Below are 22,801 nucleotides of genomic sequence, written 5' to 3' on the forward strand. Positions count from 1 at the left end.
GTTTCACGTACAACGGCCGGTCGATACGCCGTTCAATCCCACATGGCAGTGAGTTCGATGGCGTCTTCCGCAGTGACTACCGCTGACCAAGGCGAAGCGGCGACGGTGAGACGACGGACGAGAGCGCCACAGCGGCCATCGAGGCCGTCGGTCCACGCGGGCAAACCCAGGACTCACGCGTCATCGCCGACGGACTGGTCGGCACTCTCGACGTGGTCGGCGAGGGTCCCGAGGAAACGGGCGGCGTCGGCCCCGTCGACGACCCGATGATCGAAGCTCAGGTCGAGCGTCAGTCGTCGACGAAACTCGACGTCGCCGTCGTCGGGTCGGGCACGTTCGACGATCCGGCCGACCCCGAGGATCGCCACCTCGGGCGGGTTGATGACCGGGGTGAACGAGTCGACGCCGAGGGGACCCAGGTTCGAGACGGTGATCGTGCCGCCTCGGAGATCGCGCATCTCGTACTCGCCACGCTGGACGCGGTCGGTCAGACGACGGCGCTCGGTCGCGATCTCGTTCAGTGATTTCGAGCCGATGTCCGCGATCACGGGTGCGACGAGGCCGGCATCGATGTCGACGGCGACGCCGACGTTGTGTTCCTCGTACAACCGGTGTGTACCGTCCTCGAACGTCGCGTTGAACGACGGGTGGGTCTCGAGCGTCTCCGAGAGCGCAGCGAGCAGGACGTCCATGACCGAGACGTCGTCGGTGGTATCGGCCACGGTCACCACTGCTTCCGCGTCCACCTCGCGACTCACCGTCACGTGGACCGCGTTCTGATAGCTCTCCTGGAGGCGGTTCGCGATGGTCCTGCGCATCGGACTCAGGGATCGCTCGTCGACGACCGTCCGTGGCGCAGGGCCATCGTCGTCGCTGTTCTCCGGCACGGAAATCACCCCGGCTCGATCCACGCGAGCGTATCACCGATCGTGAACTCGTCACCCTCGTCGTGAGCGATCTCGTCCAGCGTGCCGTCGGTAGGTGCCTCCATGTCGACGCTGACCTTCTCGACCTGTATCTCACAGAGGCTGTCACCCTCTTCGACGGCGCTACCTTCGCCGACGAACCAGTTCACGACGACTCCCTCCTCGGCGTCGACGTCGGCCGTCCAGTCCCCGTCGGCGGCGATGGCGACGCGGTCGGTGTTCTCGCTCATCTATCGAGTGGCCTGGATGGCGTCCTCGATGTCCTGAACGTCCGGGATGACCTCGTTCTCCATGGACCGGGCGTACGGGATCGGGACGTCGGGAAGGGCGACCCGCTCGACGGCGTCCAGATTCTCGAGCGCTTCGTCGGCGACGCTGGCGACGATCTCGCCCGTGACGCCGAACGACCGGTAGTCCTCGTCCACGACGACCAGATTGCCGGTCTTCCGGACCGAGTCGACGACCGTCTCCGTGTCCAACGGTACGAGCGTACGCAGATCGATCACCTCGGCGTCGACGCCGTCGTCGGCCAACGACTCGGCGGCCTCGAGCGCCCGGTGGACGTGAAGCCCGAGCGTGACGACGGTGACGTCGGAACCCTCTCGCTTGACGTCGGCGCTCCCGAACGGGATCGTGTAGTCCGTTTTGGGAACCGGCGTTTTCGGTCCGCCGGGTGCGGGCATCCAGCCGATGCCCATCAGGCGCTTGTGGAACAGATAGACGACGGGGTCGTCGTCGCGGATGGCGTTGTGCATCAGTCCCTTGGCGTCGTAGGCCGTCGACGGGACGACGACCTTCATGCCGGGGAGGTGGGCGAAGGTTCCGTAGAGGGTCTGTGAGTGCTGGCCGGCGTCGTTGTACGTGCCGCCGACGGCGGCGGTGAGCACCATCGGGACGTTCACCGATCCCCCGCTCATGTAGGTGTTCTTCGCCATGTTGTTGTAGATCTGGTCCATCGCGACGCCGAAGAAGTCGACGAACATCAGCTCCGCGATGGGGCGCATCCCCGCCTGTGCGGCGCCGACGGCCGCGCCGAGGTACGCGGTCTCGCTGATCGGGACGTCCATCACCCGATCGTAGCCGAACTCGTCGAGCAGTCCCTCGGTGCTGTCGAAGATGCCGCCGTAGTCGGCGACGTCCTCGCCCATGTAGAACACCTCCTCGTCCTCGCGCATCTCGTGGGCGATCGCCTCGACCATCGCCCGGCTCATCGTCAGTTCACGCTCGACCACCCGTCGGTCCCGTTCCTCTTGTGCCATCAGTCGTCACCTCCCGCGAGTTCGAACTCCGGTTCGCTGTCCGTCGCGCCCGACGGCGGGTTCACGAACACGTCCTCGTACGCGTCCTCCGGATCGGGCCGTGGCTGGTCCTTGGCCCACTCGATGGCCTCGTCGACGCGCTCCTGGGCCTTCGTCCGGAGTTCGTCGAGCGTCTCCCCTTCGATACCGTACGCCTCCATGTCCTCGACGAGGCGTTCGATCGAATCGCGCGCCGCCGCCGCCTCCTGGTTCTCCGTGGGTCGATACGCCTCCGGATCGCCCATGAAGTGGCCCATCCGCCGGTGGACTTGCACCTCCATGAGCGTCGGGCCGTTCTGATCGCGGGCGCGGCCGATCGCGTCCCCGGCGGCCTCGTAGATGGCCACGGCGTCGTCGTAGTCGACGCGGACGCCGGGCATGTCGAACCCGCCGGCCCGCTTCGAACCGTCCCGAACGTCGCTCACCCGCTCTTTGGGCATGCTGATCGCCCAGTCGTTGTCCTCGATGACGAACACGACCGGCAGGTCGTGGACGGCGGCGAAGTTCAGCGACTCCAGGAACGCGCCCTGGCTGATGGCGCCCTCGCCGAGGAACGCGACGGCGACGCTGTCCTCGTTGCGTTTCTTGGCGGCGAGACCGGCGCCGGCGGCGGGCGGACACCCCTGGGCGATGATGCCGCTCCCGGCGAAGTTGATCTCCGGGTCGAACAGGTGCATGTGGCCTCCCTTCCCCTTGCTCAGACCGGTCTCGCGGCCGAAGATCTCCGCTGTCGTTCGTTTCAGATCGATCCCTTTCGCGATGGCGACGTGGTGTGGTCGATGCGGTGCGGTGACGGTGTCCTCGTCCTCGAGATGATGGCAGACGCCGACGGCGGCGGCCTCCTGCCCCGCGGCGAGGTGGAGCTCTCCGGGAATCGGCCCCGCCGAGATGTCGAACGCGGGCTGTTTGCCCTCGAGGTACTCCTCCTGGAGGCGCTCCTCGTAGTACCGCGCGGTCACCATGTCCTCGTACATCCGGGTCAAGTGTCCTCTGCTAACGCTTGGCATGATGGTATGAGCGTATTGATGACTATTATAGTTGAGGGGGTTTTCGGCCGAATCGCCACCCGACGTGGACGACCTCCGACGGCGAGTGGAAGAGGGGTCGGGAGTCACCGGTAGCGGTCGCTGAAGGCTCCGTCTGAACGCTAGTCGTCTGATTTGCCGCTTCGGGTCTCTCAGAAGTCGCCGAGCGAGCGCTGGTTGCGAACCAGGGGGTAGGCCTCGTAGCCCTCCTCGCGCGTGAGATGCGTCGCGAGCGCCTCGGCGGAGCCGTGCTGGGTGTAGACGACCTCGGGGTCGACGGTGCGAACCACCTCCAGCAGTTCGGCGAAATCGCAGTGGTCCGAGAGGGGGAACGTCGCGTGGTAGTCCCCACGGTATTTGAACGCGTCGTCGATCGCCCACCCCGAGAACCCCGCCTTGATCGCCTCCCGTTCGCGGACGAGCGCGTCGACGAACGAGAGCTTGTTCGTCTGCGTCGGTAGGACGAGGACGTCTCCGGCGCCGAGCTCCGTCCCCTCGCGATACCGCCGGGCTCCGAACTCGACGTCGCAGTGCTCCTCGATCACCGCGTTGATCCTGGCGGTCGCCTGCGTCACGAACAGCCGTTCCCGTGAGGACCGGTTCGCGAGCAACTGGAGCTCCTGGGCTCGACCCAGCGTGTAGCCGAAGGCGAGCACCGGCCGGTCGTACGTCCCGTCCAGCCACTCGACGATCTCCCGTTCGACCGTCTCCTGGGGCGGAAGCACGTACGCCGGCTCGCCGTAGGTCGCCTCGATCACGAGCACGTCCGCGTCGACCGGCTCGAATCCCTCGAGGTAGAAGCGATCGCGGATCGAGAGGTCGCCGGTGTAGAGATACCGGGTCCCGTCGGGGTCCGTGATCCGCGTGGCGCTCGACCCGGGGACGTGTCCGGCGTCGAAGAGCTCCACTGCGGGGTGCGTCCGGCGCTCGAGCGGCGTCTCCTCGCGCCGGGCGCGGGCGAGCGCCGCCGTCAGGTCGGAACAGATCACGGCGCCGGGGTCGTCCCGGTAGAGGTGATCGCCGTGTGCGTGGCTCAGGACGCGAACCCCGTCGCCGGTACGTTCGCCGTCACAGACGACGGTCTTGCCGTTCGTGAGGTCGAACCGGACGCCGTCGCCGAGACGAACCCGGCGCATCAGTCGACCCTCGTCGTCGTTTCGATCCGGCGGGACGCCGAACCGTTCGCAGGGGGTTCCATCTGAGTCATTGGTTCTCGTAGAGCGTCGTGATCCGATCGAGCGTGTCCGCGTCGGCGACCGAGAGGTCCTCCCGGCGACGGACGAACCGCGGGAACCGAAGCGCGTACCCCGAGTCGTACGTCGGCGAGGACTGGATCTCCTCGTACTCGACCTCGAGGACGACCTCCGGACGAACGGCGACGTCCCGGCCGTCGGTCTCCGTGATCAGCGGCTCGAGTCGGTCGGTGAGCGCCGCGAGCTGTTCGTCGGTGTAGCCCGTCGCCAGGCGGCCGACCTCGCGTAGCTCGTCGGCCCCCGCGTCACGACACGCCAGATACAGCCGTCCGAGCTGGTTCCGCCGCCGTCCCTCGCTGTACTTCGCGCGGGTGACGACGACGTCGAGCGGCTCCATCGTCGGCTTGACCTTCAGCATGTAGCCGACGCGTCGACCCGGCTGGTACGGAACGTCGAGGTTCTTCAGCATCAGCCCCTCGTGGCCCGCGGCGAGCGCGTCCTCGTAGAGCTCGCGGGCCGCGGCCGGATCGTTTGGATCGAAGCGTGTATGCTGGGCCGGCTCGATCTCCCACGGTTCGGGATCGAGCACCGTCGTCAGTCGGTCCAGACGCTCGTCGAGCGAGCGCTCGAGCAGCGACTCGCCGTCGAGGTAGAGCAGATCGAAGAGGTAGACGATCACGGGCGTCCGTTCGACGGCCGCCTCGACGTCGTGTTTCCGCTTGATCCGCGTCGAGAGGTCCTGGAACGGCGTGAGCTCGCCCGTTTCGGGATCGTAGCCGACGATCTCCCCCTCGAGGATGCAGGCGTCGGCCGTGACGTGCGTACGGACGCTCTCGACGACGTCCGGGAACTGCTCGGTGACCTCATCGAGACGCCGGGTGTACGCGCGCACCGTCCCGCCGTCCTTGTGGATCTGGATCCTGACGCCGTCGTACTTGTACTCGCCAACACGGTCCGGTCGTCGTCGGTGATCGAGTCGATGCCGTCCTCGACGGAGTCGGCGGCGTTCGCGAGCATCACCTGGAGCGGGCGGAAGAGCTCGATCTCCAGGTCCCGGAGGCCCTGCTCGCCGGCCTCCCGGGCGGTACGCGCGACGAGCGGGTAGTCGTTGGTCACCTGGTAGGCGTACTCGACGCTCTCGGTCGCCCCTTCGCTCCCGTCGAGATACGCCTGGGCGATCGCGTCGCGAACCGTGCCCTCCCCGACGCCGATCCGTAGATGTCCGAGCACCGTTCGGACGACGTAGCGAGCCTCGTCGGGGTCGGCGCTCGAGAGGAGCTTCGCGACGGCGTCGATCCGCCGCTGGCGGCTTCCCTCGCCCTCGTACGAGACGAGATCGCGGAGCGTCTCGAAGACGTCCGTTACCGTGAGCTCCGTCGTGAACAGCGTCTGTTGGGTCTGGTTCTCGACCGCTGTGGCGGCGGCCGCACCCAGGTCGCCGGTCTCGCGCCAGGTGGCCTCGATCTCCTCCGTGTCGACGCCGGTCGCCTTGGCGATCGCCCGGGTGGTGAGGCTCGAGGAGATCCCGAGATCGACCCGCTCGTACGCGGGCGCCACCCTCCCGCGGAACAGCGGGAGCAACGTCGGAAGCTCGTCGGTGGCCGCGTCCTCCAGCGCCGACGCGAGGATAGCCGTCTTCTCGTCGGTCGACGAGGTGGACTCGATCCGCCGATAGATCTCGACGAGGTCGCCGTACTGCATGTGATGGCTGTCGGTACGAATCGCGCGCGTAAAACGCTGTACCCGGATTCCGCGAGAGCGGACGGGACACGCGGAGGGGCTCCACTACACGATACGTCCAACGGACGCGACTGCGATTTCCCTCCACCGATCGAACGGGACGGTCGACCGACGGCGACCTACTCGATGAGGCACTTCACCGGGTTCGCGTCCTCGCCGAGCCGCTGTTGGTCGTCCTCCGAGATCGGTCCGCCGATCGTCTCCCACGACCCGCCTCCGTCTCCGTCGGTCTCGCCGTCTTCGATCGTCCCGTCGCCGCTCGTATCGCTCTCGTCGGCGCCGGCATCGGTGTCGGTGCGATCGTCCGTCGAGCCGTCGGACGGAGATGCGTCGGTACCCCCGAGATCGAGCGCGAGCGGCCCGACCGTCGCGAGCAGACCGAGGACGGTCAGCGCGATCCCCACGACCAGCAGCACTGCCGGTAGCCGTCTCCGCGTCGATCGTTCGCGTCTCCGCGGTGGTCGATCCGGTATCTGCCAACGACTCACTGGTGTTCTGTTCGTTCTGTGTGTTCGTTCGTTATGAACGTTCGTCAGACACCTGTCAAGCACCGAGAGAGGTCGAGGTCCCGACCAGCACGGATCGCCCGCGATCCCGCCGAGTCCGTCGCTCGTCCGAGCCCTGTGAGCATCGCCTACTCGTCGGAGCCGAACTCGCCCAGTTCGTAGCCGAGCGTGAGCGAGCCGAACAGGGCGATGGCGACGGCACCGAGTTCGAGGAGCCGCCCGAAGTCGACGAACGTGACGGTCGCGACGATCCCGTCGGAGGCCGCCGCCGCGGGCTCGAGGACTTCGTACGGCGCCACGGCGGTGGTGATCGCCACCGAGAGCCCGATCGCGAGGACCAACACCGCCAGTTCCAGTCGGATCGACCGGGTGAACGTCGATACGGCGTCCGCCGGTTCGATCCGCGGACCGACGATCGTCAGCATTCCCGGCAGAACCGCCGCGTCGTTCGTCTCGCGCACCGAGTAGGCGATCCGTTCGTGGAGGACGAATCGATTGAATCCGCCGATCCCGGCCGCGATCGTGACCAGCACCACCTTCAACGAGAGGAGGACGCCGTAGGGGGTCGTGACGAGCGCGGCGAGCGTCGGCACGTGCCACGCGGCGATGACGGTGCCGGTGGCGAAGGCGACGGTGACGCCCGCGACGGCGATCATCGAGAACCGGCGGGTGGCCGAGAGGAGGAACTCCGCCGTCTCCGTCTCGGAGTCGCTCGACACCAGTCCGGGGAGCACTGCGAGGACGGCGAGGCCGCCGGCCCACAGTGCGGCGCCCGTCATGTGCCCCACCTTCGCGAGTATGGCCAGGCTGGAGCTCTCGACCGCCGCCGAGTAGCGCGTACAGCAGAACGCGAGGAGCATGGCGAGCGCGCCGACGAACACCGTTCCGAGCCAGAGACTCCGGGACGTACGATCGGGGATCGCGTGGCGCGCCACGGTCGACAGACCTACGACGGCCGCGGCGACGATCGAGGCCGTCCACATTCGACCCGACGCGGTCGAGCCCGCCCACGCGACGAACGAGTCGACGTCGACCGACGGTGCGTTCCCGACCGCCAGCGCGGTGCCGGCCAGGACCGCCGCGACGAGCGCCGCCCCGACGAGGGTCAGAGCCGCGTGATGCACTCGCGCCGTGTCGAGACCCTGGCGCTCCAGTTCGGGGAAGACGACGAACCGAAAGGTCGGCGGCGCTCCCACGAGGAGCATCAGTGCCGCCACCAGCACGCCACGGAGCGCCGGCGTCCCCGGGTCGAGCGTTGGGATCATCTCCCCCTCTCCGCTCCTCGCTCGCAGCCCCTCGGTTTCCCCGGGGAGGTCTCCACTCCGTCTCGTCCGCCGCGGGCCGTCGATCCCGGCCGGCCGGCGGTACCCGTCGAGCCGCTGATCGGATCTGCGCTCATGGTCAAGTACACGCTATCGACAAATACGGATAAACCCCGTTCGCTGATTTTTCCGCTATATACCATTTCACACATAATACTAGTCGGCTGACACTGTGGCGCTCCTCGCGTCCTTACCGAAGCGTACCGGCCTTCCCCTCCGCGGATTCCCTCCTCGGCGTTCAGTCACGAAGTCGGCGGTCCGGCTAGACGACTTCCGAGGAGGGAAGCGAGAGAGGAGCGCGTACGTTCGGCCGCCGAACGTCGACGCGACCCGCGCCACACTGGCAGATCGGGCGGCGGCCTTCACCAGGTGCAGATCTCGATCCTGACGTCCCAGGTCCCGTTGCGCCACGGGAGGATGGCGTCGTTCTCGAACACGATCCGGTGGGTGCCCGCGTCGTCGGTAGTGAACGAGCCGTCCACGGAGTCGTCGCTCACCCCCTCGACCAGCGACCCGCCGGACGGACCGGTGACGGAGATCGTCGGATCGACGCCCTCGCGCGTCTCGGAGCCGATCGTCACCTCGACGTTCTCCTTCAGATCGAACGAGTAGGTGTGCGACGAGCGGTCGTCCACGGTGATCGTCTCCTCGACGGGGACGTAGCACTCCGCGACGTAGAGGGTGTCGACGTCCGCGCCGCTGACGCTCAGCGCGTAGGCGCCCCGCTCGTCGAAACGCACCGAGAAGCGCGCCGTCGCCGTCTCTCCTGCCGCGATCGACAGCTCTCGCGTCTCGATGACGTCGCCGTCGCGCTCGAGTTCGGCGACGAACCCTCCCTTCTGACCGCCCACGTTCGCGATCCGTGCCGCCACCTCGACGGTCTCGCCGACGGTGACGAACGTCCGGTCGATCGTGGTGGCGGTGATCTCGAACTCCGGCGGCGGCGCGACGACCACGGTGTCGACGTTCACCTCGCCGACGCCGACCTCGTACGTGCCGGGTTCGTCGAAGGCGTACTCGAACCGCACCGAGGAGGTCTCCCCGGCGCCGATCACCACGTCCCGCGTCTCGACGGTCGTCCCGTCGATCCGGAGCTCCGCACCGAACGTCCCCTCCTGGCCGCCCACGTTCGTGATCCGTGCCGCCACCTCGATGGTCTCGCCGGGTGCGACCGTCGTCCTACTCACCGAGGCACCTACGAGGTCGAACTCCGGCGGCGGCAGCTCGACGACCACCGTCCCCGCCTCCACGTCGTTGACGCTCACCTCGTACTCGCCGGGCTCGGCGAAGGAGCCCGAGAACGTTACCGACTCGGTCGCGCCCGCCTCGACCGTCACCTCCTCGGTATCGACGATCGCCCCGTCGATACGAAGCTCCGCGTGGAACGTCCCCTCCCGTTCGCCCCGGTTCTCGAGCGTCCCCGTCACCTCGATCGAGTCCTCGACCGTGATCTCCGTCTCGCTGACCGTGGCGTCCGTCACCGTGACCGAGGGATCCGAAGCCGTCCGGTTCGTCCCCTCGTTCGCGTTTTCGTTCTCGCTCTCGCTCCCGCCGTCGTTCTCGCCGGCGGGATCGTCGGTTCCGAACCCCAGACAGCCGGCCGAGACGGTGGCCGCCGCACCGCCCAGCAGGAGGCGTCTCCGCCGGAGGTCGATTCCCGCCGAACCGCCCTCACGTCGCCGGCGTCCATCGGCTTCCTCGGTCGTGACTGCGGGTTCGTTCTGTGATGGGTCCATTCCCTCGTACCTCGACCTCGGTAGCTCCGTGCCCGACGACCATGGGCATTTCTCCTCTCGAACGGGGGCCCATCTCGACGGTGAACGGTCGGTCGTCGGACACGGTTCCTGTCCACGATCCTATATAACTGGCGCGCGATCGAAGCCGTTAGGTATATTTATCAACGAACATACCATTGATTGCTGACTAATAGTCAGCAGCTCTGGCACGGAAAAGCTCCCTCCCCCGGGTGGCTTTCGTGGCGTTCGACCGAGTGTCCGTCCGTCCCTCCGTTTTCCGGATCGACGCCGAGCGAGAGTCCGTCGGTCGGCCCCGATCGTGATCGGCCCGACCATCGTCTCGGAGTCGCCGACCAGTCGGCGCGCGAGGACGGCGCGTCTCAGCCGTGTTGGATTCGTTCGAACAGGCTGAGTATCCGCTGTCTCTCGCCGCTCAGGCTGGTCGGATGGACGCCGACGCCGTCGATGCGATCCTCGCCGTGATCGAGCGACAGCACGTGGAGGCTCACGTCGATCGACTCGCCCGAGTGTACGGCCTCCGCGCGGTGGACGGCGACCTCTCGCCGATCGCCCAGAACCCGGACGGCGTCGGTCCCGACCCGCTCGAAGGTCTCGAAACGATCGTACTCGGACTGGAGATCCGCGACCAGCCGCCGATCGTCCAGCCCCTCCAGCGGATGGGACGTCCGTCCGAACAGCTCCGTTCGCGGCGCGCTGATCACGCCGAACGTCCCGAGGTACTCGTCCTCGAGCGGGCCGACCGAGAGGCGTTTCCGGTACTCCGAGACGTGACACGTCGCCTCGATCTCCCGCGGCTGGCCGGCGACCGTCACCGTGTAGCTCCGCTCCGTTCGGTCGGACCGGCTCACCTCGTATTCGGTCTCGGCGAGCGCGCCGTCGGCGACCGTGACCGTCGTGGCCTCGGTCTCGAGCGGTGCCGTGCCGAGCGCGAACTCGAGACAGCCGGCGGTCGCCGTCAGTCCGGCCACGGCGCCCAGCAGTACCGACCGACGTGTCGTCATCGCTACGAGTAGCGGCCGCGTCGTCAAAAGCGTCGGTGCTATCGGTCCGCGGCGGTGATCCCCCCCGCGAGGGTGACGACCGTCTCCTCCTCGCCGCTCAGGGGGCGCGGGTAGATCGCCAGCACGAGGACGTGGTCGTCGTCGGTCTCGGCGACGCCAACGTGGACGAAGACGCCGAAGCTCACCCCCATGAGCGTCGCCCGCCCCTCGAACTTCGAGACCTCGATCGCCTCGTCGAGGATGGTGACCGTCCGCCGGTCGATCTCCGCATCGATCGAGACCTCCTCGTAGCGCGACTGGAGCTCGCTCGCGATCTCCCGGTTGCCCATCTCCTCGACCGGGTTGAAGGGCCGTCCGAGCACCTCGATCTTCGGCGTGGCGAACGTCGCGAACACCGCCGCTCGTGTCTCTCCCAGCGGGCTGAGGTCGATCGGTCGGTCGTACTCCGTTCGGACGTTCACGACGTCGATCTCGCGGGAGGCGGCGCCGGTCCCGACGGTGCGGGTCTCCTCGATCTCGACGGTTCGGTAGTGCTCGTAGTCGGTCTCGGCGAGAACCCGCTCGTCGACCGTCGCCGGCCGGGCGGCGAACTCCCCGCCACGGACCACCTCGAGACAGCCGGCGCCGAGGAACGAGCAAGCGACGAGCGCACCCAGTTCTCGGCGTCCCAGACGCATGTGTGACGGTGAACTAGGGTCGGCCGGTAGTAAGCGTCCGGGTCACTCCGTCGTCGGCGATAGCGACTCCGCGAGCGCCGCGACGTTCTCGTACTCCCCGTCGAGCCATCGGGGATGGACGCCGACGAGGACGACGAAGTCGTCATCGTTCGTCGCCGCCCCCAGGTGAACGTAGACTTCGAGGGTCGTCGGGCCGAGCACCGCCCGCCCCTCGAACGTCGAGACGTCGACCGCCTCGCCGAAGACGGTGAGCGTCCGCTCGTCGACCTCCTCGCCGATCGAGAGCTCGTCGAAGTTCGAACTCAGCTCCGTCGCGAGCCGTCGCGTGCTGATCCGATCGCCGGGGTGGAACCGACGGCCGAACGCCTCGAACTGAGGGGTGGCGAACGCGATGAACGCGGCCGCCCGTAGGCGGCCGGCCGTCCCCAGATCGACCGCTCTGTCACACTCGACGAGGACGTTCACCAGTTCGACCTCCCGTGATTGGCCGGCGATCTCGAACGCCTCCCGAATCGTCTCCGAACGGGTCTCGTGGTGGCGATAGCCCGTCTCGGCCAGTGCCTCGTCGGTCGGACGGGCGCCGACCGCCTCGAAGGTGAGCGGCTCCTCGTTGCGGACGAACCCGAGACAGCCGGTCGTGCCGACTACCCCGGCGAGCAGCCCGGTGCCGAACGCGCGGCGCGTAACTCTCATGCATAAAACATATTATTTCAAATGTAATAAGCTTGTAGGGTAGTGGGAGACTGCGGAACGCCGGGGCGTTACAGGCGATAGGAGCTCCCGTCGGCGTCGTCCTCGACGGTGACGCCGAGCGCCTCGAGGTCGTCACGCAGCGCGTCCGCCCGCTCGTAGTTGCCCGCCTCGCGCTCCGCCTCGCGCATCTCGAGGAGCAGTTCGACCAGGTCGCCGGCGAGTTCGACCCGACCGTCGTCGCCCGTGTCGCCGAGCGTGAACCCGAGCACGTCGCTCCCGAGTTCGTCGAACGTCTCCAGAGCGCGACGGAGCCCGCGGTAGTCGAACTCCTCGCGAGCGTCGAGGTGGCGGTTGACGGCGGTGGCGATCGAGAGCAGCGCCGCGAGCGCCTCGCGGGTGTTGAAGTCGTCGTTCATCCCCTCGACGAACGCCTCGCGGGCCTCGTCGATCGTTTCACGGAGGTCGGCGTCCTTGACCTTCGTCCGGGCGTCGGGACCATCGACGGCCCCACTCGCCCGCTCGTAGGTGCGTTCGAGCCGTTCCCAGCGCTCCTCGGCCTCCTCGATCGCGTCCTCGCCGTAGGCCTGTCGGCTGTTGTAGGCGCTCGAGAGCAGGAACATCCGGACGACGTCGGCGCCGACCGCGTCCACGACGTCCTCGACGTAGAAGTAGTTGCCCAGGCTCGAGGACATCTTCTCGCCGCCGGTCTCGAGCAGTCGGACGTGGAGCCAGTACCTCGCGAACTGCTCGCCCGTCGCGGCCTCGCTCTGGGCGATCTCGTTCTCGTGGTGGGGAAAGACGAGGTCCTGGCCGCCGACGTGGATATCGATCGACTCGTCGAGGTGGGTCATGCTCATCGCCGAACACTCGATGTGCCAGCCCGGCCGGCCCTCGCTCCAGGGCGACTCCCAGGTCTGGCCGCCGGGCTCTCCAGCGTGAGAGGCCGTCTCGCTGTCCTCCGAGCCCTGCTCGGAGACCTCCTCGGGGTGGGCCTCGCCGGCCTTCCAGAGCGCGAAGTCCGCGGGGTTTCGCTTCTCGCCTCGCTCGTCGGGATCGCCCTGGGACTCGATCTCGTCGAGTCGCTGGTTCGAGAGCTTCCCGTACTCCTCGAACTCGCCGACGTCGAAGTAGACCGAGCCGTTCGACTCGTAGGCGTAGCCCCGGTCGATCAGCCGCTCGATCAGGTCGACGATCTCGGGGACGTGCTCCGAGACCCGCGGGTAGACCTCCGCGCGCTTCAGGTTCAGCGAGCGCATGTCCCGCAGGGTGGCGCCGATCATCTCGCGGGCGATCGCGGCCTCCGAGTCGCCCTTCTCGCCGATCTCGGCGACGATCTTCTCGTTGACGTCGGTGAAGTTCTCGACGTGGCGCACGTCGTAGCCGAGGTGTTCGAGCCACCGGTGCATGACGTCGACGTGCACCCAGGCGCGAGCGTGGCCCAGGTGGGCTGGATCGTACACCGTCAGGCCACAGTAGTAGAGGAGCACCGAGTCGGGGTCGTGTGGCTCGAACGGTTCGCGCTCGCCCGAGAGCGTGTTCGTCACGTGCAGGCTCATCCCCCTGAACTCGCCCCGGCGAGCCTTTCAACCCGTCGGTACCCGTATGGAGGACCGACACAAACAACTATGCCGTCGGGATGCGGATCCTCGATCGATGACGTCGGTGCGATCGTTGGAGGAACCCGTCCGGGTGTTACACGTCGATGATGACCGGACGTTCACGCGACTGACCCGAGCCACCCTCAAGGAACTCGACGACGACATCGAACTCCGCTCCGAGAACGACCCGGCCGCGGTGCTCGATCGGCTGGCGTCGAGGAAGATAGAATGCGTGGTGAGTGACTATCAGATGCCGGAGATCGACGGCCTCGATCTCCTGGCTCGCGTCCGGGAGAAGTACGACGGCCTACCGTTCATCCTCTTCACCGGCCAGGGTAACGAGACGGTCGCGAGCGAAGCGATCTCCGTCGGCGTTACCGACTACGTCTCGAAGGACGGCGGCATCGAGCAGTTCGAGCTGCTGGCGAACCGGATCCGGGGAGCGGTCGAGCAGCGCCGAACCGAGCGGGTGCTCGCGGAGACGCGGGTCAGAGACGACACCCTCCTCGAGACGGCGCCGAACGCGATCTTCGTCGTCGACGCCGAGGAGGGGACGCTGCTCGAGGTCAACGAGGCCGCCAGCGAGCTGCTGGGACGACCGCGCGAGGAGCTTCGTGGCCTCCACCAGACCGAACTCCACCCGCCGGAGGATCGCGACCGCTACGAGCGGATCTTCGCCGAGCACGCCGAATCGCGCGGCGTGATCCACGACGACCGCGACCTGTTCGTCGTCCACGACGACGGCCACCGTATTCCCGTCGAGATCAGCGCCGGTCCGGTCGAGCTCGACGGGCGACGACTGGTCCAGGCGATCTTTCGCGACCTCCGCGAACGCCGGTGACGAACGGCACGGAGGATCGCGGGGGCTCGAAGACGACAGTTCTATGTCCACGCCATCGCTAGCTCCGTCCATGCAGGCGCTCGTCATCGTCGGCCACGGGTCGCATCTCAACCCCGGTTCGTCGACCCCGACGTTCGCCCACGCGGACACGGTCCGCGAGGCGGGGGCGTTCGACGAGGTACGGGAGGCGTTCTGGAAGGAGGAGCCCTCGTTCAGGGAGGTGCTTCGTACCCTCGAGAGCGACACCGTCTACGTCGTCCCGCTGTTCGTCAGCGAGGGCTACTTCACCGAGCAGGTGATCCCCCGCGAGCTACGTCTCGACGGGTGGGACGTCGAGAACTGGGAGTCCGGGGACGGCGTCAGTGCGAGCTACGCAACCCACGGGGCGACCGACGTCGAGAAGACGGTCCACTACTGCGGGCCCGTAGGGACCCACGACTCGATGAGCGACGTGATCGCAAAGCGTGCGGAGACGGTCACCGGAAACCCCGACGTGGGCGAGGGGTTCGGGCTCGCCGTCGTCGGCCACGGAACCGATCGAAACGAGAACAGCGCAAAGGCGATCGAGTACCACGCCGAACGCATTCGGGAGGCGGACCGGTTCGACGAAGTGAAGGCGTTGTTCATGGACGAGGAGCCGGAGGTCGACGACGTCACCGACCACTTCGAGAGCGACGACGTCGTCGTCGTCCCGCTGTTCATCGCGGACGGCTTCCACACCCAGGAGGACATCCCCGAGGACATGGGGATGGTCGACGACTACCGCGAGGGCTACGACGTCCCCACGGAGATCGACGGCCACCGGCTCTGGTACTCCGGCGCGGTCGGGACGGAACGACTGATGGCCGACGTTATCCTCGAGCGCGCCGCCGAGGCGGGCGCGGCGCTCGAGGGCGCGATCGACCGCGTCCGGCGTGACGCGAACGCCGAGGTCGCGGGCGACTGAGATGAACGCCGCCCAGCTCGACGCCTTCCTCGCGGCCGCGACCGATGGAATCGAGTTCGACGGGCTCTCGGTCACCCCCGCGGACGCCGGGTACGCCGTCTCGGCCGGCGACGGATGCGACGAGATCGGGACCGACGAGGAGCTTCGGGCGTTCGCCGAGGAGAACCCGTGGTTCGTCTCGAACTGGCACTACTGGAACCACGTCGTCGGCGACGCCGAGGCACGATACGCCTTCCTCCGGTGGCTCGAACGGGCCGAGGAGCGTTCGGTGCGCGAGCGCTACGAGGCGCTCGCCGACGGCGTAGCCCGATCGTGGGGTCAGCTCCGACTCGAGGCGCGCCTCGGCGAGGACGGCCGACGGCGGTACGCGATCCGTCACGAGGCGGACATCGACGTGCCCTCGAGCGACCTCGACCGCTACGACGACCCGCTCGCGGCCCGCGAGCTCGTGAAGCTCGACGACCGGGGACGATACCGGCCGCTTAAGACCGCGCCGACGCTGCCGACGGGCTGGAGCTACCCGGACCTCGACGGCCACGACCTCGTCCGAACGGTCGACTTCGTCTACCCCGCGACGATCGCGAACTGGCACCGCGAGAACGAGGGGGCGCTCGACGTGACCCACTTCCGGGAGGCCGCCGAGCGCCAGACGGGGATCTACGACGTCGTCGACGAGCTTTCCGTCGAGGAGCTCGAGGCCGCAACCGAGAGCTGCTGTGTCGACTCGCAGTGTCTCAAGCGGCGCATGTGGGACGAGGACGAGGAGACCGAGCTCGACGTCCCTCGGGGCAAGGGGGAGTTCCCCTGTCGCGAGCCGTGTTCGCTGTTCGTCACCGCGGCGAGGAAGTTCGTCACGCTCGGCCGCGAGGAGACCCGCAGCTACGAGTTCGAGCTGACGCCGACCGAGAAGGAGCAGCTCGAGGAGATCGTCGACGCCGTCGCCGAGGGGCGGGTCGAGGAGATCCGCGAGGCGGACCTGAACGAGGGAGCCAACCGGTATCGAGCGCGGTATCTACGCGCGCGTCGAACGGACGAACACGGGCTCTCGGGGACGCCGACCTACCCCGAGGATCACGGCTAACCCTGCAACAGGAGGGCCGCTCCGGCGATTCCGACCAGGACGACCCCGACCCCGAGGATGACGGCGGGGTTGCCGGTGAGCAGCGCGCCGACGACGACCAACAGCAGCGAGAGTACGACGATCGAGACCGCGGCGAGCGTCCGGAAGGGGAGACCCGAGTCGCGACCCCGACTGGGACTCCGGGTCCGGGTCCGGCTTCGGTTCCCCCCTCGGCTCCGCGGCTCGGACCCCTCGCGGGGTTTGGGGTGTGCCAGGCGTTCGTCGACCTCGACGGGTGACTTCTCGACCTGCCGAGTGGGTGGAATCAACGAGACGTCGACGTAGCCGGCCTCCGCGCCGTAGCCGGTGATGACCTTTAGACGGCCGCTGACCGGACGGGTGCGCTGGTCGACCGACGCCTCGATGGTGCGGGTGCGGCCCGCCTCGATGAAGTGGTTGCCGTCGGCGATCGCGATCGCCTTCGAGAGCTCGTCGTCGAGGTTGATGTGGACGTGGGCCGCCTCACCGTGGTTCGTGAGTTCGATGGTGAAGCTATCGCTCGTCTCGAAGCGTTCCGGTACCTCGATCGAGTGGACCGAGCGGCGGTTGAGGTCGACGGACAGCGTGTCTGGCACGGTTGGAACACTCAGGCCGTGGCGTCCTCCCGCATGTCGGGCGGCAGGAGGTTCGGAATGCCGTCCTCGATGGGGTAGCGCTCGCCACACTCCGTGCAGACGAGCGTGCCGGAGAGGATCTCCTCGCCGTCTCGATCGTCGGCCTCGAGCTCGAGGTCGGCCTTGTCGATCGGACAGCAGACGATGTCGAGCAGCGACTCCTTCACAGACCCTCACCTGCGGGATGCATGATCGCACCGACGAACGCGGGTAGGAAAAGTATGACGGGTTCGCGGCGCCTATACGCGGTTGAGACGAACCGCCACCATGTCCGACGCCGTCATCCTCGCCGGGGGGCGCTCGACCCGGTTCGGCGACAGCGATAAGGCCTTCGCGGAGCTCGCGGGCAAAGCGATGATCCGCAGGGTCGCCGACCGGCTCGCCTCGACCACGGATCGACTGGTCGTGAACTGTCGAGCCGACCAGGTCCCGGCGGTCGGCGAGGTGCTCGAGGCCTATCCGAACCCGGTGGCGTTCGCCGAGGACCCCGACCCCGACGAGGGGCCGATGGCGGGGATCCGGACCGGACTTCGGGCGGCCGAGAGCGAGTACGCGTTCGTCGTCGCCTGCGACATGCCGTTCGTCGAGCCCGTGCTCGTCGCCCGCCTGTTCGAGCGCGCCCAGGGTTACGACGCCGCCGTTCCCCGGGTGGGCGACGGGTGGTTCCAGACCACCCACGCCGTCTACCGGGCCGAGGCGATGGCCGACGCCTGCGAACGGGCGCTCGCCGAGGGCGAACGGAAGGTGATCGCTCCGCTCGAACACCTGAATTACGTCGTGATCGACGAGAGCGAGGTCCTCGAACACGCCTCGCTCGACACCTTCGAGAACCTGAACACCCGCGAGGAGTTCGAGGAAGCCGCCCGGCGGTTCAGATGACGTCCACCACCTCGGCGTCGGCCATCCGCGCGAGGACGACCCGATCGACGTCGGCGCGTTCGTGGACCCCGCGTGCGATCTCACGGGCGACGCGCTCGTCGTCGGCATCGTCGACCTTGTTGATCAGCGGGACCGCTCTCGCGTCCTCGGGGACGTCCCGCAGCCCGCCCTCCGGACTCGCGAGCACCGTGGCGACCGTGTCGGAGGTGACGGCGTCGCCGATAGCGAGGCCGGTCAGCGCGGCGACGCGTTCGGGGCGGTGGACCGTCCGCTCGTCGAGCGGCTCGCCGACGACGTGCGCGCTCGCGACGGGGATCACGGTATCAGCGCTCCGTGGCAGCTGCGGCTCGCGCTCTCCGGGTGCCTTGAGCTCACGGGTGCGCGCGCCGTCGGCCTTCACCAACAGTGGGACGTCCGTCCGCTCGCCGAGTTCGTCGATCGTCTCGACCTCGTACCCCCGGTAACGATCGCCCTCGCGCTCCGGAACGACGCCCATCGGCCACTCGGTGGCGTTCTCGACGATCGCGAGGGGGTCGTCCGTCACCGTGACGCGCGAGACCCGCGAGTCGAAGATCGGGATCCGAACGGTGGCAGTGACGACCGCCCGATCGAGGTGGTTCGCCAGCGCGTACAGCGTCGTCTTCTTCCCCCCGGCGCCGACCACGCAGACCGTCCCGGTCGCGCCGAGGGACTCGGCGAGCTCCATACCACGGCTACGGCGGTAGCGCTCAAACCAGTTGTGTCAGCGTGGACCGATCGCTCGCTACCGCCGTGCAGTCAGGTGGCCGGCGTGCTACCCTGCCGTTCAGTTGTTTTCCGAGGTTAAGTGTATGTTACCAATAAATACGGTCATATGTAGGGACTCCTTCCAGGTAACGAGGTCAGATACCAAATGTCAATGGACGCCGTCGTTTATAAAGGAGAGCACGAGGTCGCCGTCGAGGAAGTGGACGAACCCGAGATCCAGCATCCCAACGACGTGGTGATCGACATCACGACGACCGCCATCTGCGGATCGGACCTCCACATGTACGAGGGCCGAACCGCCGCGGATCCGGGGATCGTCTTCGGCCACGAGAACATGGGGATCGTCGACGAGGTCGGCGAGGGGGTGACCACCCTGGAGGAGGGCGATCGGATCGTCCTGCCGTTCAACGTCGCCTGTGGCTTCTGTCAGAACTGCGAGGAGGGGTATACGGGGTTCTGTACCAACGTCAATCCCGGCTTCGCCGGCGGGGCGTACGGCTACGTCGCGATGGGTCCCTACAAGGGCGGACAGGCCGAACGCCTCCGGGTACCGTACGCCGACTTCAACGCGCTGAAGCTCCCCGAGGGCCGGGAGTTCGAGGACTCGTTCATCCTGCTCGCGGACGTCTTCCCGACGGGCTGGCACGGCACCGAACTCGCGAACCTCACGTCGGGTGAGTCGGTCGCGATCTTCGGCGCCGGCCCCGTGGGGACGATGGCCGCCTACAGCGCGAAACTGAAGGGCGCCGCCGAGATCTACGTCGTCGATCGGGTTCCGAGCCGCCTCGAGATGGTCGAGGAACACTGCGACGCCACCCCGATCAACTTCGAGGACGCCGATCCCGTCGAACAGATCATCGACGCCCACGGCGACGAGGTCGACAAGGGCGTCGACGCCGTCGGCTATCAGGCGATCGACCCCGAGACGGATCCGGGAGACGACGCGTACGACCCCGCCCGCGAGAACCCCGCCGTCGTGCTCAACCAGCTCATCCAGGTCGTCAGGCCGACCGGCGAGCTCGGCATTCCGGGCCTGTACGTCCCCTCTGACCCGGGCGCACCCGACGCCATGGCCGGCCAGGGGCGGCTGGGCATCGACTTCGGGAAGTTCTTCGAGAAGGGGCTGCGGTGTGGCACCGGCCAGGCCAACGTCAAGCGGTACAACCGATACCTCCGGGACATGATCATCGAGGGCCGCGCGGACCCGAGCTTCCTTGTCTCGCACCGCGAGGACCTCGAGCGCGCGCCCGAGATGTACGAGAAGTTCGACCAGCGCGAGGAGGGCGTCACGAAGGTGCTGCTCGAGCCGTAGTCCCGTCGATCGCGTCGCGTCAGCGCGTTCTCTCCGTTCTTCTTCGTTCTTCGGTTCGCCCCGTTCGATTCGAACCCAGTCGACACTCGATCGATCCCGGCCGGGCCAGTGCCGGTTACTGGGGATCGGGATCGTGGGCCCAGCTTCCGTCCTCTCGGCGGTCGACGTCGGGCAGCTCCGCGAAGGTCGCGTCCAGCCAGCTCGACCACTCGTCGGTCGAGTCGTACCCCGCCGGGTGCTCGTCGTAGAGGGCGTCGGCGAGCTCCTCGGCGGTCGCACCCCCGCGCGCGGAGAGCGTCGCGAACGCGACCCGCGCCGCCGTCCGCTCCGCGTCGGTCAGGTCGAGCTCCTCGAAAGCGTGGCGAATGCTCCCGAAGGGCGCCTCGCCGCCGGCGTCCCGGACTTCGCGTCCGTCGCGATCGGGCTGCTCGACGCCGGTCTCGCCGGTGTATCGCCACCGGCTCTCGATCGAGCCGCTCGACTCCCCCGCTCCGTCCGCCGGCGGATCGACGTCAGGGAGCGCCGCGAGCCGTTTCTCGACGCAGTCGTCCCACCAGCGGTCGGCCGTCGCGTAGCCGGCGGGTTCCTCGCCGTAGGTGGCGTCGACGATCTCCGCCGTCGTCGCGTCGCCCCAGTACCGGAGAAAGGAGAACGCGCTGCGGACGGCTCGCTCCTCGTCGGGCCGGAGGTCGAACCCCTCGATGGATCGTTCGATGTCCTCGGGCGTGTCGATCCGGTCGTCTCGGTCGCCGGCCGGCGTCGCCTCGAGAAGGCGCTCGCCGTTCTCGGTCAGCTCGTACTCGCCGTCGTCGACCTCCTCGACGAGCGCGTTCTCGACCAGCCGTGACAGCCGTTCGTCGAGCGCCTCGCGCGAGGCGTCGAGCTCCGACTCGATCGTCCCGGCGTCGGTCCGTCGACCCTCGAGCGCTTCGAGAACGGCTCGGTCCGGCTCCTCCAGCGTGTTCGAGCTCATGGGAGCTCGTACGGTGACTCGATCCTTAAAGAGGCGCCTCCTCTCCGTGGAGGGGTCCGGTACGGATCGGATTCGAGGCGTGCCGCGGCTGGTCGATCAGGCGCGAAGCCACGCCCTCGGGTGTGCCGACCGGAGGTGGTCCTGGTAGGCCTCGGTGACCGCCGAGTAGGAGTCGACGACGACGCTCCAGTCGCAGTGCTCGCACCGCCCGACGATCGATCCGTCCTCCGGCAGTCCGGGCTCGTCCGGAGCGTCCATGAGTATGCGAGTGCTCGGACGTGCACCCACCTCTACCTGTCGCCCGGTTCGGATCGACGGCGATCCGTTCACGCTCTCGATGGATCGAACGTCCCGGCGACAACCGTTATGTCGATCAGTGCCGTAGCCGCGGTCATGTGCAAGTACTGCGCCTACAACGCTCACGAGGGGTGGGATCAGCTCCTCCAGTACGACGTCACCTACCAGAGCAGCCGGAAGAAAGCGGAGAACTACGGCTTCCACGAGTCGTGGGACGACCTCCGCGAGCAGTTCTCGACGACGGACTAGGACGGGAACGGGTCCGCGACGTCCGCTAACCCCGCCTCGCGTTCCCCCTCCGTCACGAGCGCTTCGTCGAGCGTCTCTCTGATTCCGTCCTCGTCGAGCGCCGTGCCGATGAAGACGAGTTCGCTCCGGCGTTCGTCATCCGCGTGCCACTCGCCGATCGGTCCGGCCTTGATGGATTCGCCCGCGAGATTGAACCCCATGACGTCGTCGCGCCCGGCGAGCCGGAAGATCCCCTTCGCCCGAACGATCCCCGAGAGCGACTCGAACGCTTCGTCGAGTCGTTCGGGATGGAACGGTTCCCGACGTCGGTAGACGAACGACTCGACACCCAGTTCCTCGGCCGGGTGCGTGTGGCCATGCCCTCCGCTCGCGAGTTCGCGCTTCCAGCCGACGTGGCGCTGGGCCTCCTGGAGATCGAACCGGCCCGTTCCCAGCACTCGCTCGGGGGAGATCTCCGAGTAGGTCGTCCGGACGATCTCCGCGCGCGGTTGGAGGCGCTCGATCACGGCCTCGATCTCCTCCAGCTTCTCCTTCTCAACGAGGTCGGTCTTGTTCAGCAGGAGGAGGTCGCAGAACTCGATCTGATCGATCAGGAGCTCGGTCAACGGACGGTCGAGGTCGGTACTCGAGCCCTCGTCCGGGACCTCGCCCGCGTCGAACGCCCGCTCGAACTCCGCGGCGTCGATCACCGAGACGGTGGTATCGAGATGAAACCCCTCGGGGAGATCGTCCTCGCCGCCCTCGGTGAAGGTCCGGGCGACGGGAATCGGCTCGCTGATCCCGGACGACTCGACGAGCAGGTAGTCGAACTGGCGGCTCTCGGCGAGCCGCCTCGCCTCCGTCAGCAGGTCGTCGCGGAGCTCACAGCAGATACAGCCGTTCGAGAGATCGACGATTCCCTCCTCGTCCGTGCCCTCGCGGCGGATGAGGTCGGCGTCGACGTTCACCTCGCCCATGTCGTTGACGATCACCGCCACCTCGTATCCCTCCCGATTGGTGAGGACGTGGTTCATCAGCGTGGTCTTCCCGGCGCCGAGCGAGCCGCTGACCACGGTGACGGGTACGGTCTCTGTCATGGTCGAACGTG

Annotated in this window: 25 protein-coding genes and 1 pseudogene; 6 read left to right on the top strand and 20 right to left on the bottom strand. The window is 67.7% G+C overall.

What is annotated here, in order from left to right; translation table 11 throughout:
• Nucleotides 1–173: 173 nt before the first annotated feature.
• The 14 genes and pseudogenes from V0Z78_RS08520 to cysS all read right to left on the bottom strand — a co-directional run bounded on the left by V0Z78_RS08520 (nucleotide 174) and on the right by cysS (nucleotide 13,694).
• A complete protein-coding gene (locus V0Z78_RS08520) occupies nucleotides 174–911 on the bottom strand; it encodes a 2-oxo acid dehydrogenase subunit E2 (RefSeq protein ID WP_336344201.1) in 738 nt (245 codons plus the stop codon).
• Nucleotides 893–1,156 carry a lipoyl domain-containing protein gene (locus tag V0Z78_RS08525; RefSeq protein WP_336344202.1) on the bottom strand — a complete coding sequence of 88 codons (264 nt, stop codon included), beginning with the start codon at nucleotides 1,154–1,156 and terminating at the stop codon, nucleotides 893–895. Before V0Z78_RS08525 ends, V0Z78_RS08520 begins: the two co-directional genes overlap by 19 nt.
• Complete coding sequence (locus V0Z78_RS08530; protein ID WP_336344203.1) at nucleotides 1,157–2,185, bottom strand: alpha-ketoacid dehydrogenase subunit beta; 1,029 nt, start codon at nucleotides 2,183–2,185, stop codon at nucleotides 1,157–1,159.
• Nucleotides 2,185–3,198, bottom strand: coding sequence for a thiamine pyrophosphate-dependent dehydrogenase E1 component subunit alpha (locus V0Z78_RS08535; RefSeq protein WP_409338729.1), 1,014 nt, complete (start codon nucleotides 3,196–3,198; stop codon nucleotides 2,185–2,187). The genes V0Z78_RS08530 and V0Z78_RS08535 overlap by 1 nt, the downstream gene beginning before the upstream one ends.
• 203 nt (nucleotides 3,199–3,401) lie before the next feature.
• A complete protein-coding gene (locus V0Z78_RS08540; protein WP_336344205.1) occupies nucleotides 3,402–4,385 on the bottom strand; it encodes an MBL fold metallo-hydrolase RNA specificity domain-containing protein in 984 nt (327 codons plus the stop codon).
• A gap of 67 nt (nucleotides 4,386–4,452) precedes the next feature.
• Nucleotides 4,453–5,361 (bottom strand): ATP-dependent DNA ligase, encoded by a 909-nt coding sequence (locus V0Z78_RS08545; protein ID WP_409338730.1) that lies wholly within the window; start codon nucleotides 5,359–5,361, stop codon nucleotides 4,453–4,455.
• Between the two features lie 314 nt (nucleotides 5,362–5,675).
• Nucleotides 5,676–6,143 (bottom strand): annotated as a pseudogene (locus V0Z78_RS08550) (ATP-dependent DNA ligase); the annotation flags it as partial.
• Nucleotides 6,144–6,301: 158 nt separating this feature from the next.
• Nucleotides 6,302–6,598: a hypothetical protein gene (locus V0Z78_RS08555; protein WP_336344207.1), complete on the bottom strand. Its 297-nt coding sequence runs from the start codon at nucleotides 6,596–6,598 to the stop codon at nucleotides 6,302–6,304.
• A gap of 218 nt (nucleotides 6,599–6,816) precedes the next feature.
• Entirely contained in the window at nucleotides 6,817–7,953 is a 1,137-nt protein-coding gene (locus tag V0Z78_RS08560) for a copper resistance D family protein (RefSeq protein ID WP_336344208.1), read from the bottom strand.
• Between the two features lie 419 nt (nucleotides 7,954–8,372).
• On the bottom strand, nucleotides 8,373–9,746 hold the full coding sequence (locus V0Z78_RS08565) for a CARDB domain-containing protein (protein ID WP_336344209.1): 1,374 nt from the start codon (nucleotides 9,744–9,746) through the stop codon (nucleotides 8,373–8,375).
• Nucleotides 9,747–10,126: 380 nt separating this feature from the next.
• Entirely contained in the window at nucleotides 10,127–10,768 is a 642-nt protein-coding gene (locus V0Z78_RS08570; RefSeq protein WP_336344210.1) for a DUF6517 family protein, read from the bottom strand.
• A 38-nt stretch (nucleotides 10,769–10,806) separates the two neighbouring features.
• Nucleotides 10,807–11,445: a DUF6517 family protein gene (locus V0Z78_RS08575; RefSeq protein ID WP_336344211.1), complete on the bottom strand. Its 639-nt coding sequence runs from the start codon at nucleotides 11,443–11,445 to the stop codon at nucleotides 10,807–10,809.
• Between the two features lie 42 nt (nucleotides 11,446–11,487).
• Nucleotides 11,488–12,138 carry a DUF6517 family protein gene (locus V0Z78_RS08580; protein ID WP_336344212.1) on the bottom strand — a complete coding sequence of 217 codons (651 nt, stop codon included), beginning with the start codon at nucleotides 12,136–12,138 and terminating at the stop codon, nucleotides 11,488–11,490.
• Nucleotides 12,139–12,206: 68 nt separating this feature from the next.
• Nucleotides 12,207–13,694: a cysteine--tRNA ligase gene (cysS, locus tag V0Z78_RS08585; RefSeq protein ID WP_336344213.1), complete on the bottom strand. Its 1,488-nt coding sequence runs from the start codon at nucleotides 13,692–13,694 to the stop codon at nucleotides 12,207–12,209.
• 97 nt (nucleotides 13,695–13,791) lie between these two features.
• Between cysS and V0Z78_RS08590 the strand changes: the two genes are divergently transcribed.
• The 3 genes from V0Z78_RS08590 to V0Z78_RS08600 all read left to right on the top strand — a co-directional run bounded on the left by V0Z78_RS08590 (nucleotide 13,792) and on the right by V0Z78_RS08600 (nucleotide 16,604).
• Complete coding sequence (locus V0Z78_RS08590; RefSeq protein ID WP_336344214.1) at nucleotides 13,792–14,577, top strand: response regulator; 786 nt, start codon at nucleotides 13,792–13,794, stop codon at nucleotides 14,575–14,577.
• Between the two features lie 70 nt (nucleotides 14,578–14,647).
• Nucleotides 14,648–15,523 carry a CbiX/SirB N-terminal domain-containing protein gene (locus V0Z78_RS08595; protein ID WP_336344215.1) on the top strand — a complete coding sequence of 292 codons (876 nt, stop codon included), beginning with the start codon at nucleotides 14,648–14,650 and terminating at the stop codon, nucleotides 15,521–15,523.
• A gap of 1 nt (nucleotide 15,524) precedes the next feature.
• Nucleotides 15,525–16,604: a DR2241 family protein gene (locus V0Z78_RS08600; RefSeq protein WP_336344216.1), complete on the top strand. Its 1,080-nt coding sequence runs from the start codon at nucleotides 15,525–15,527 to the stop codon at nucleotides 16,602–16,604.
• Here V0Z78_RS08600 and V0Z78_RS08605 read toward each other — a convergent pair.
• Together V0Z78_RS08605 and V0Z78_RS08610 are read right to left on the bottom strand one after the other, a co-directional pair.
• Nucleotides 16,601–17,218 carry a DUF7524 family protein gene (locus V0Z78_RS08605; RefSeq protein WP_336344217.1) on the bottom strand — a complete coding sequence of 206 codons (618 nt, stop codon included), beginning with the start codon at nucleotides 17,216–17,218 and terminating at the stop codon, nucleotides 16,601–16,603. The genes V0Z78_RS08600 and V0Z78_RS08605 overlap by 4 nt on opposite strands.
• A gap of 11 nt (nucleotides 17,219–17,229) precedes the next feature.
• Entirely contained in the window at nucleotides 17,230–17,424 is a 195-nt protein-coding gene (locus V0Z78_RS08610; protein WP_336344218.1) for a methytransferase partner Trm112, read from the bottom strand.
• Between the two features lie 100 nt (nucleotides 17,425–17,524).
• Here V0Z78_RS08610 and V0Z78_RS08615 point away from each other — a divergent pair, with 100 nt between their 5' ends.
• Nucleotides 17,525–18,136: a molybdenum cofactor guanylyltransferase gene (locus V0Z78_RS08615; protein WP_336344219.1), complete on the top strand. Its 612-nt coding sequence runs from the start codon at nucleotides 17,525–17,527 to the stop codon at nucleotides 18,134–18,136.
• Here the strand turns inward: V0Z78_RS08615 and yqeC are convergent.
• Nucleotides 18,129–18,842, bottom strand: a complete 714-nt coding sequence (yqeC, locus tag V0Z78_RS08620; RefSeq protein ID WP_336344220.1) for a selenium cofactor biosynthesis protein YqeC — start codon at nucleotides 18,840–18,842, stop codon at nucleotides 18,129–18,131. The two genes, V0Z78_RS08615 and yqeC, sit on opposite strands and share 8 nt — an antisense overlap.
• A 192-nt stretch (nucleotides 18,843–19,034) precedes the next feature.
• On the opposite strand from yqeC, the gene V0Z78_RS08625 reads away from it, so the two are divergent.
• Nucleotides 19,035–20,195: a glutathione-independent formaldehyde dehydrogenase gene (locus tag V0Z78_RS08625; RefSeq protein WP_336345174.1), complete on the top strand. Its 1,161-nt coding sequence runs from the start codon at nucleotides 19,035–19,037 to the stop codon at nucleotides 20,193–20,195.
• A gap of 115 nt (nucleotides 20,196–20,310) precedes the next feature.
• Here V0Z78_RS08625 and V0Z78_RS08630 read toward each other — a convergent pair whose 3' ends face one another.
• Together V0Z78_RS08630 and V0Z78_RS08635 are read right to left on the bottom strand one after the other, a co-directional pair.
• Entirely contained in the window at nucleotides 20,311–21,168 is an 858-nt protein-coding gene (locus V0Z78_RS08630) for a hypothetical protein (protein WP_336344221.1), read from the bottom strand.
• A 96-nt stretch (nucleotides 21,169–21,264) separates the two neighbouring features.
• A complete protein-coding gene (locus V0Z78_RS08635; RefSeq protein WP_336344222.1) occupies nucleotides 21,265–21,426 on the bottom strand; it encodes a hypothetical protein in 162 nt (53 codons plus the stop codon).
• Nucleotides 21,427–21,561: 135 nt separating this feature from the next.
• Here V0Z78_RS08635 and V0Z78_RS08640 point away from each other — a divergent pair, with 135 nt between their 5' ends.
• Nucleotides 21,562–21,714, top strand: coding sequence for a hypothetical protein (locus tag V0Z78_RS08640; RefSeq protein WP_336344223.1), 153 nt, complete (start codon nucleotides 21,562–21,564; stop codon nucleotides 21,712–21,714).
• Here V0Z78_RS08640 and V0Z78_RS08645 read toward each other — a convergent pair.
• The gene (locus V0Z78_RS08645) at nucleotides 21,711–22,790 is read right to left on the bottom strand and encodes a CobW family GTP-binding protein (protein WP_336344224.1); all 1,080 of its coding nucleotides are present in this window, start codon (nucleotides 22,788–22,790) and stop codon (nucleotides 21,711–21,713) included. The genes V0Z78_RS08640 and V0Z78_RS08645 overlap by 4 nt on opposite strands.
• Nucleotides 22,791–22,801: the final 11 nt, after the last annotated feature.

This window comes from Halalkalicoccus sp. CG83 (assembly GCF_037081715.1).
Classification (GTDB): Archaea; Halobacteriota; Halobacteria; order Halobacteriales; family Halalkalicoccaceae; genus Halalkalicoccus; species Halalkalicoccus ordinarius.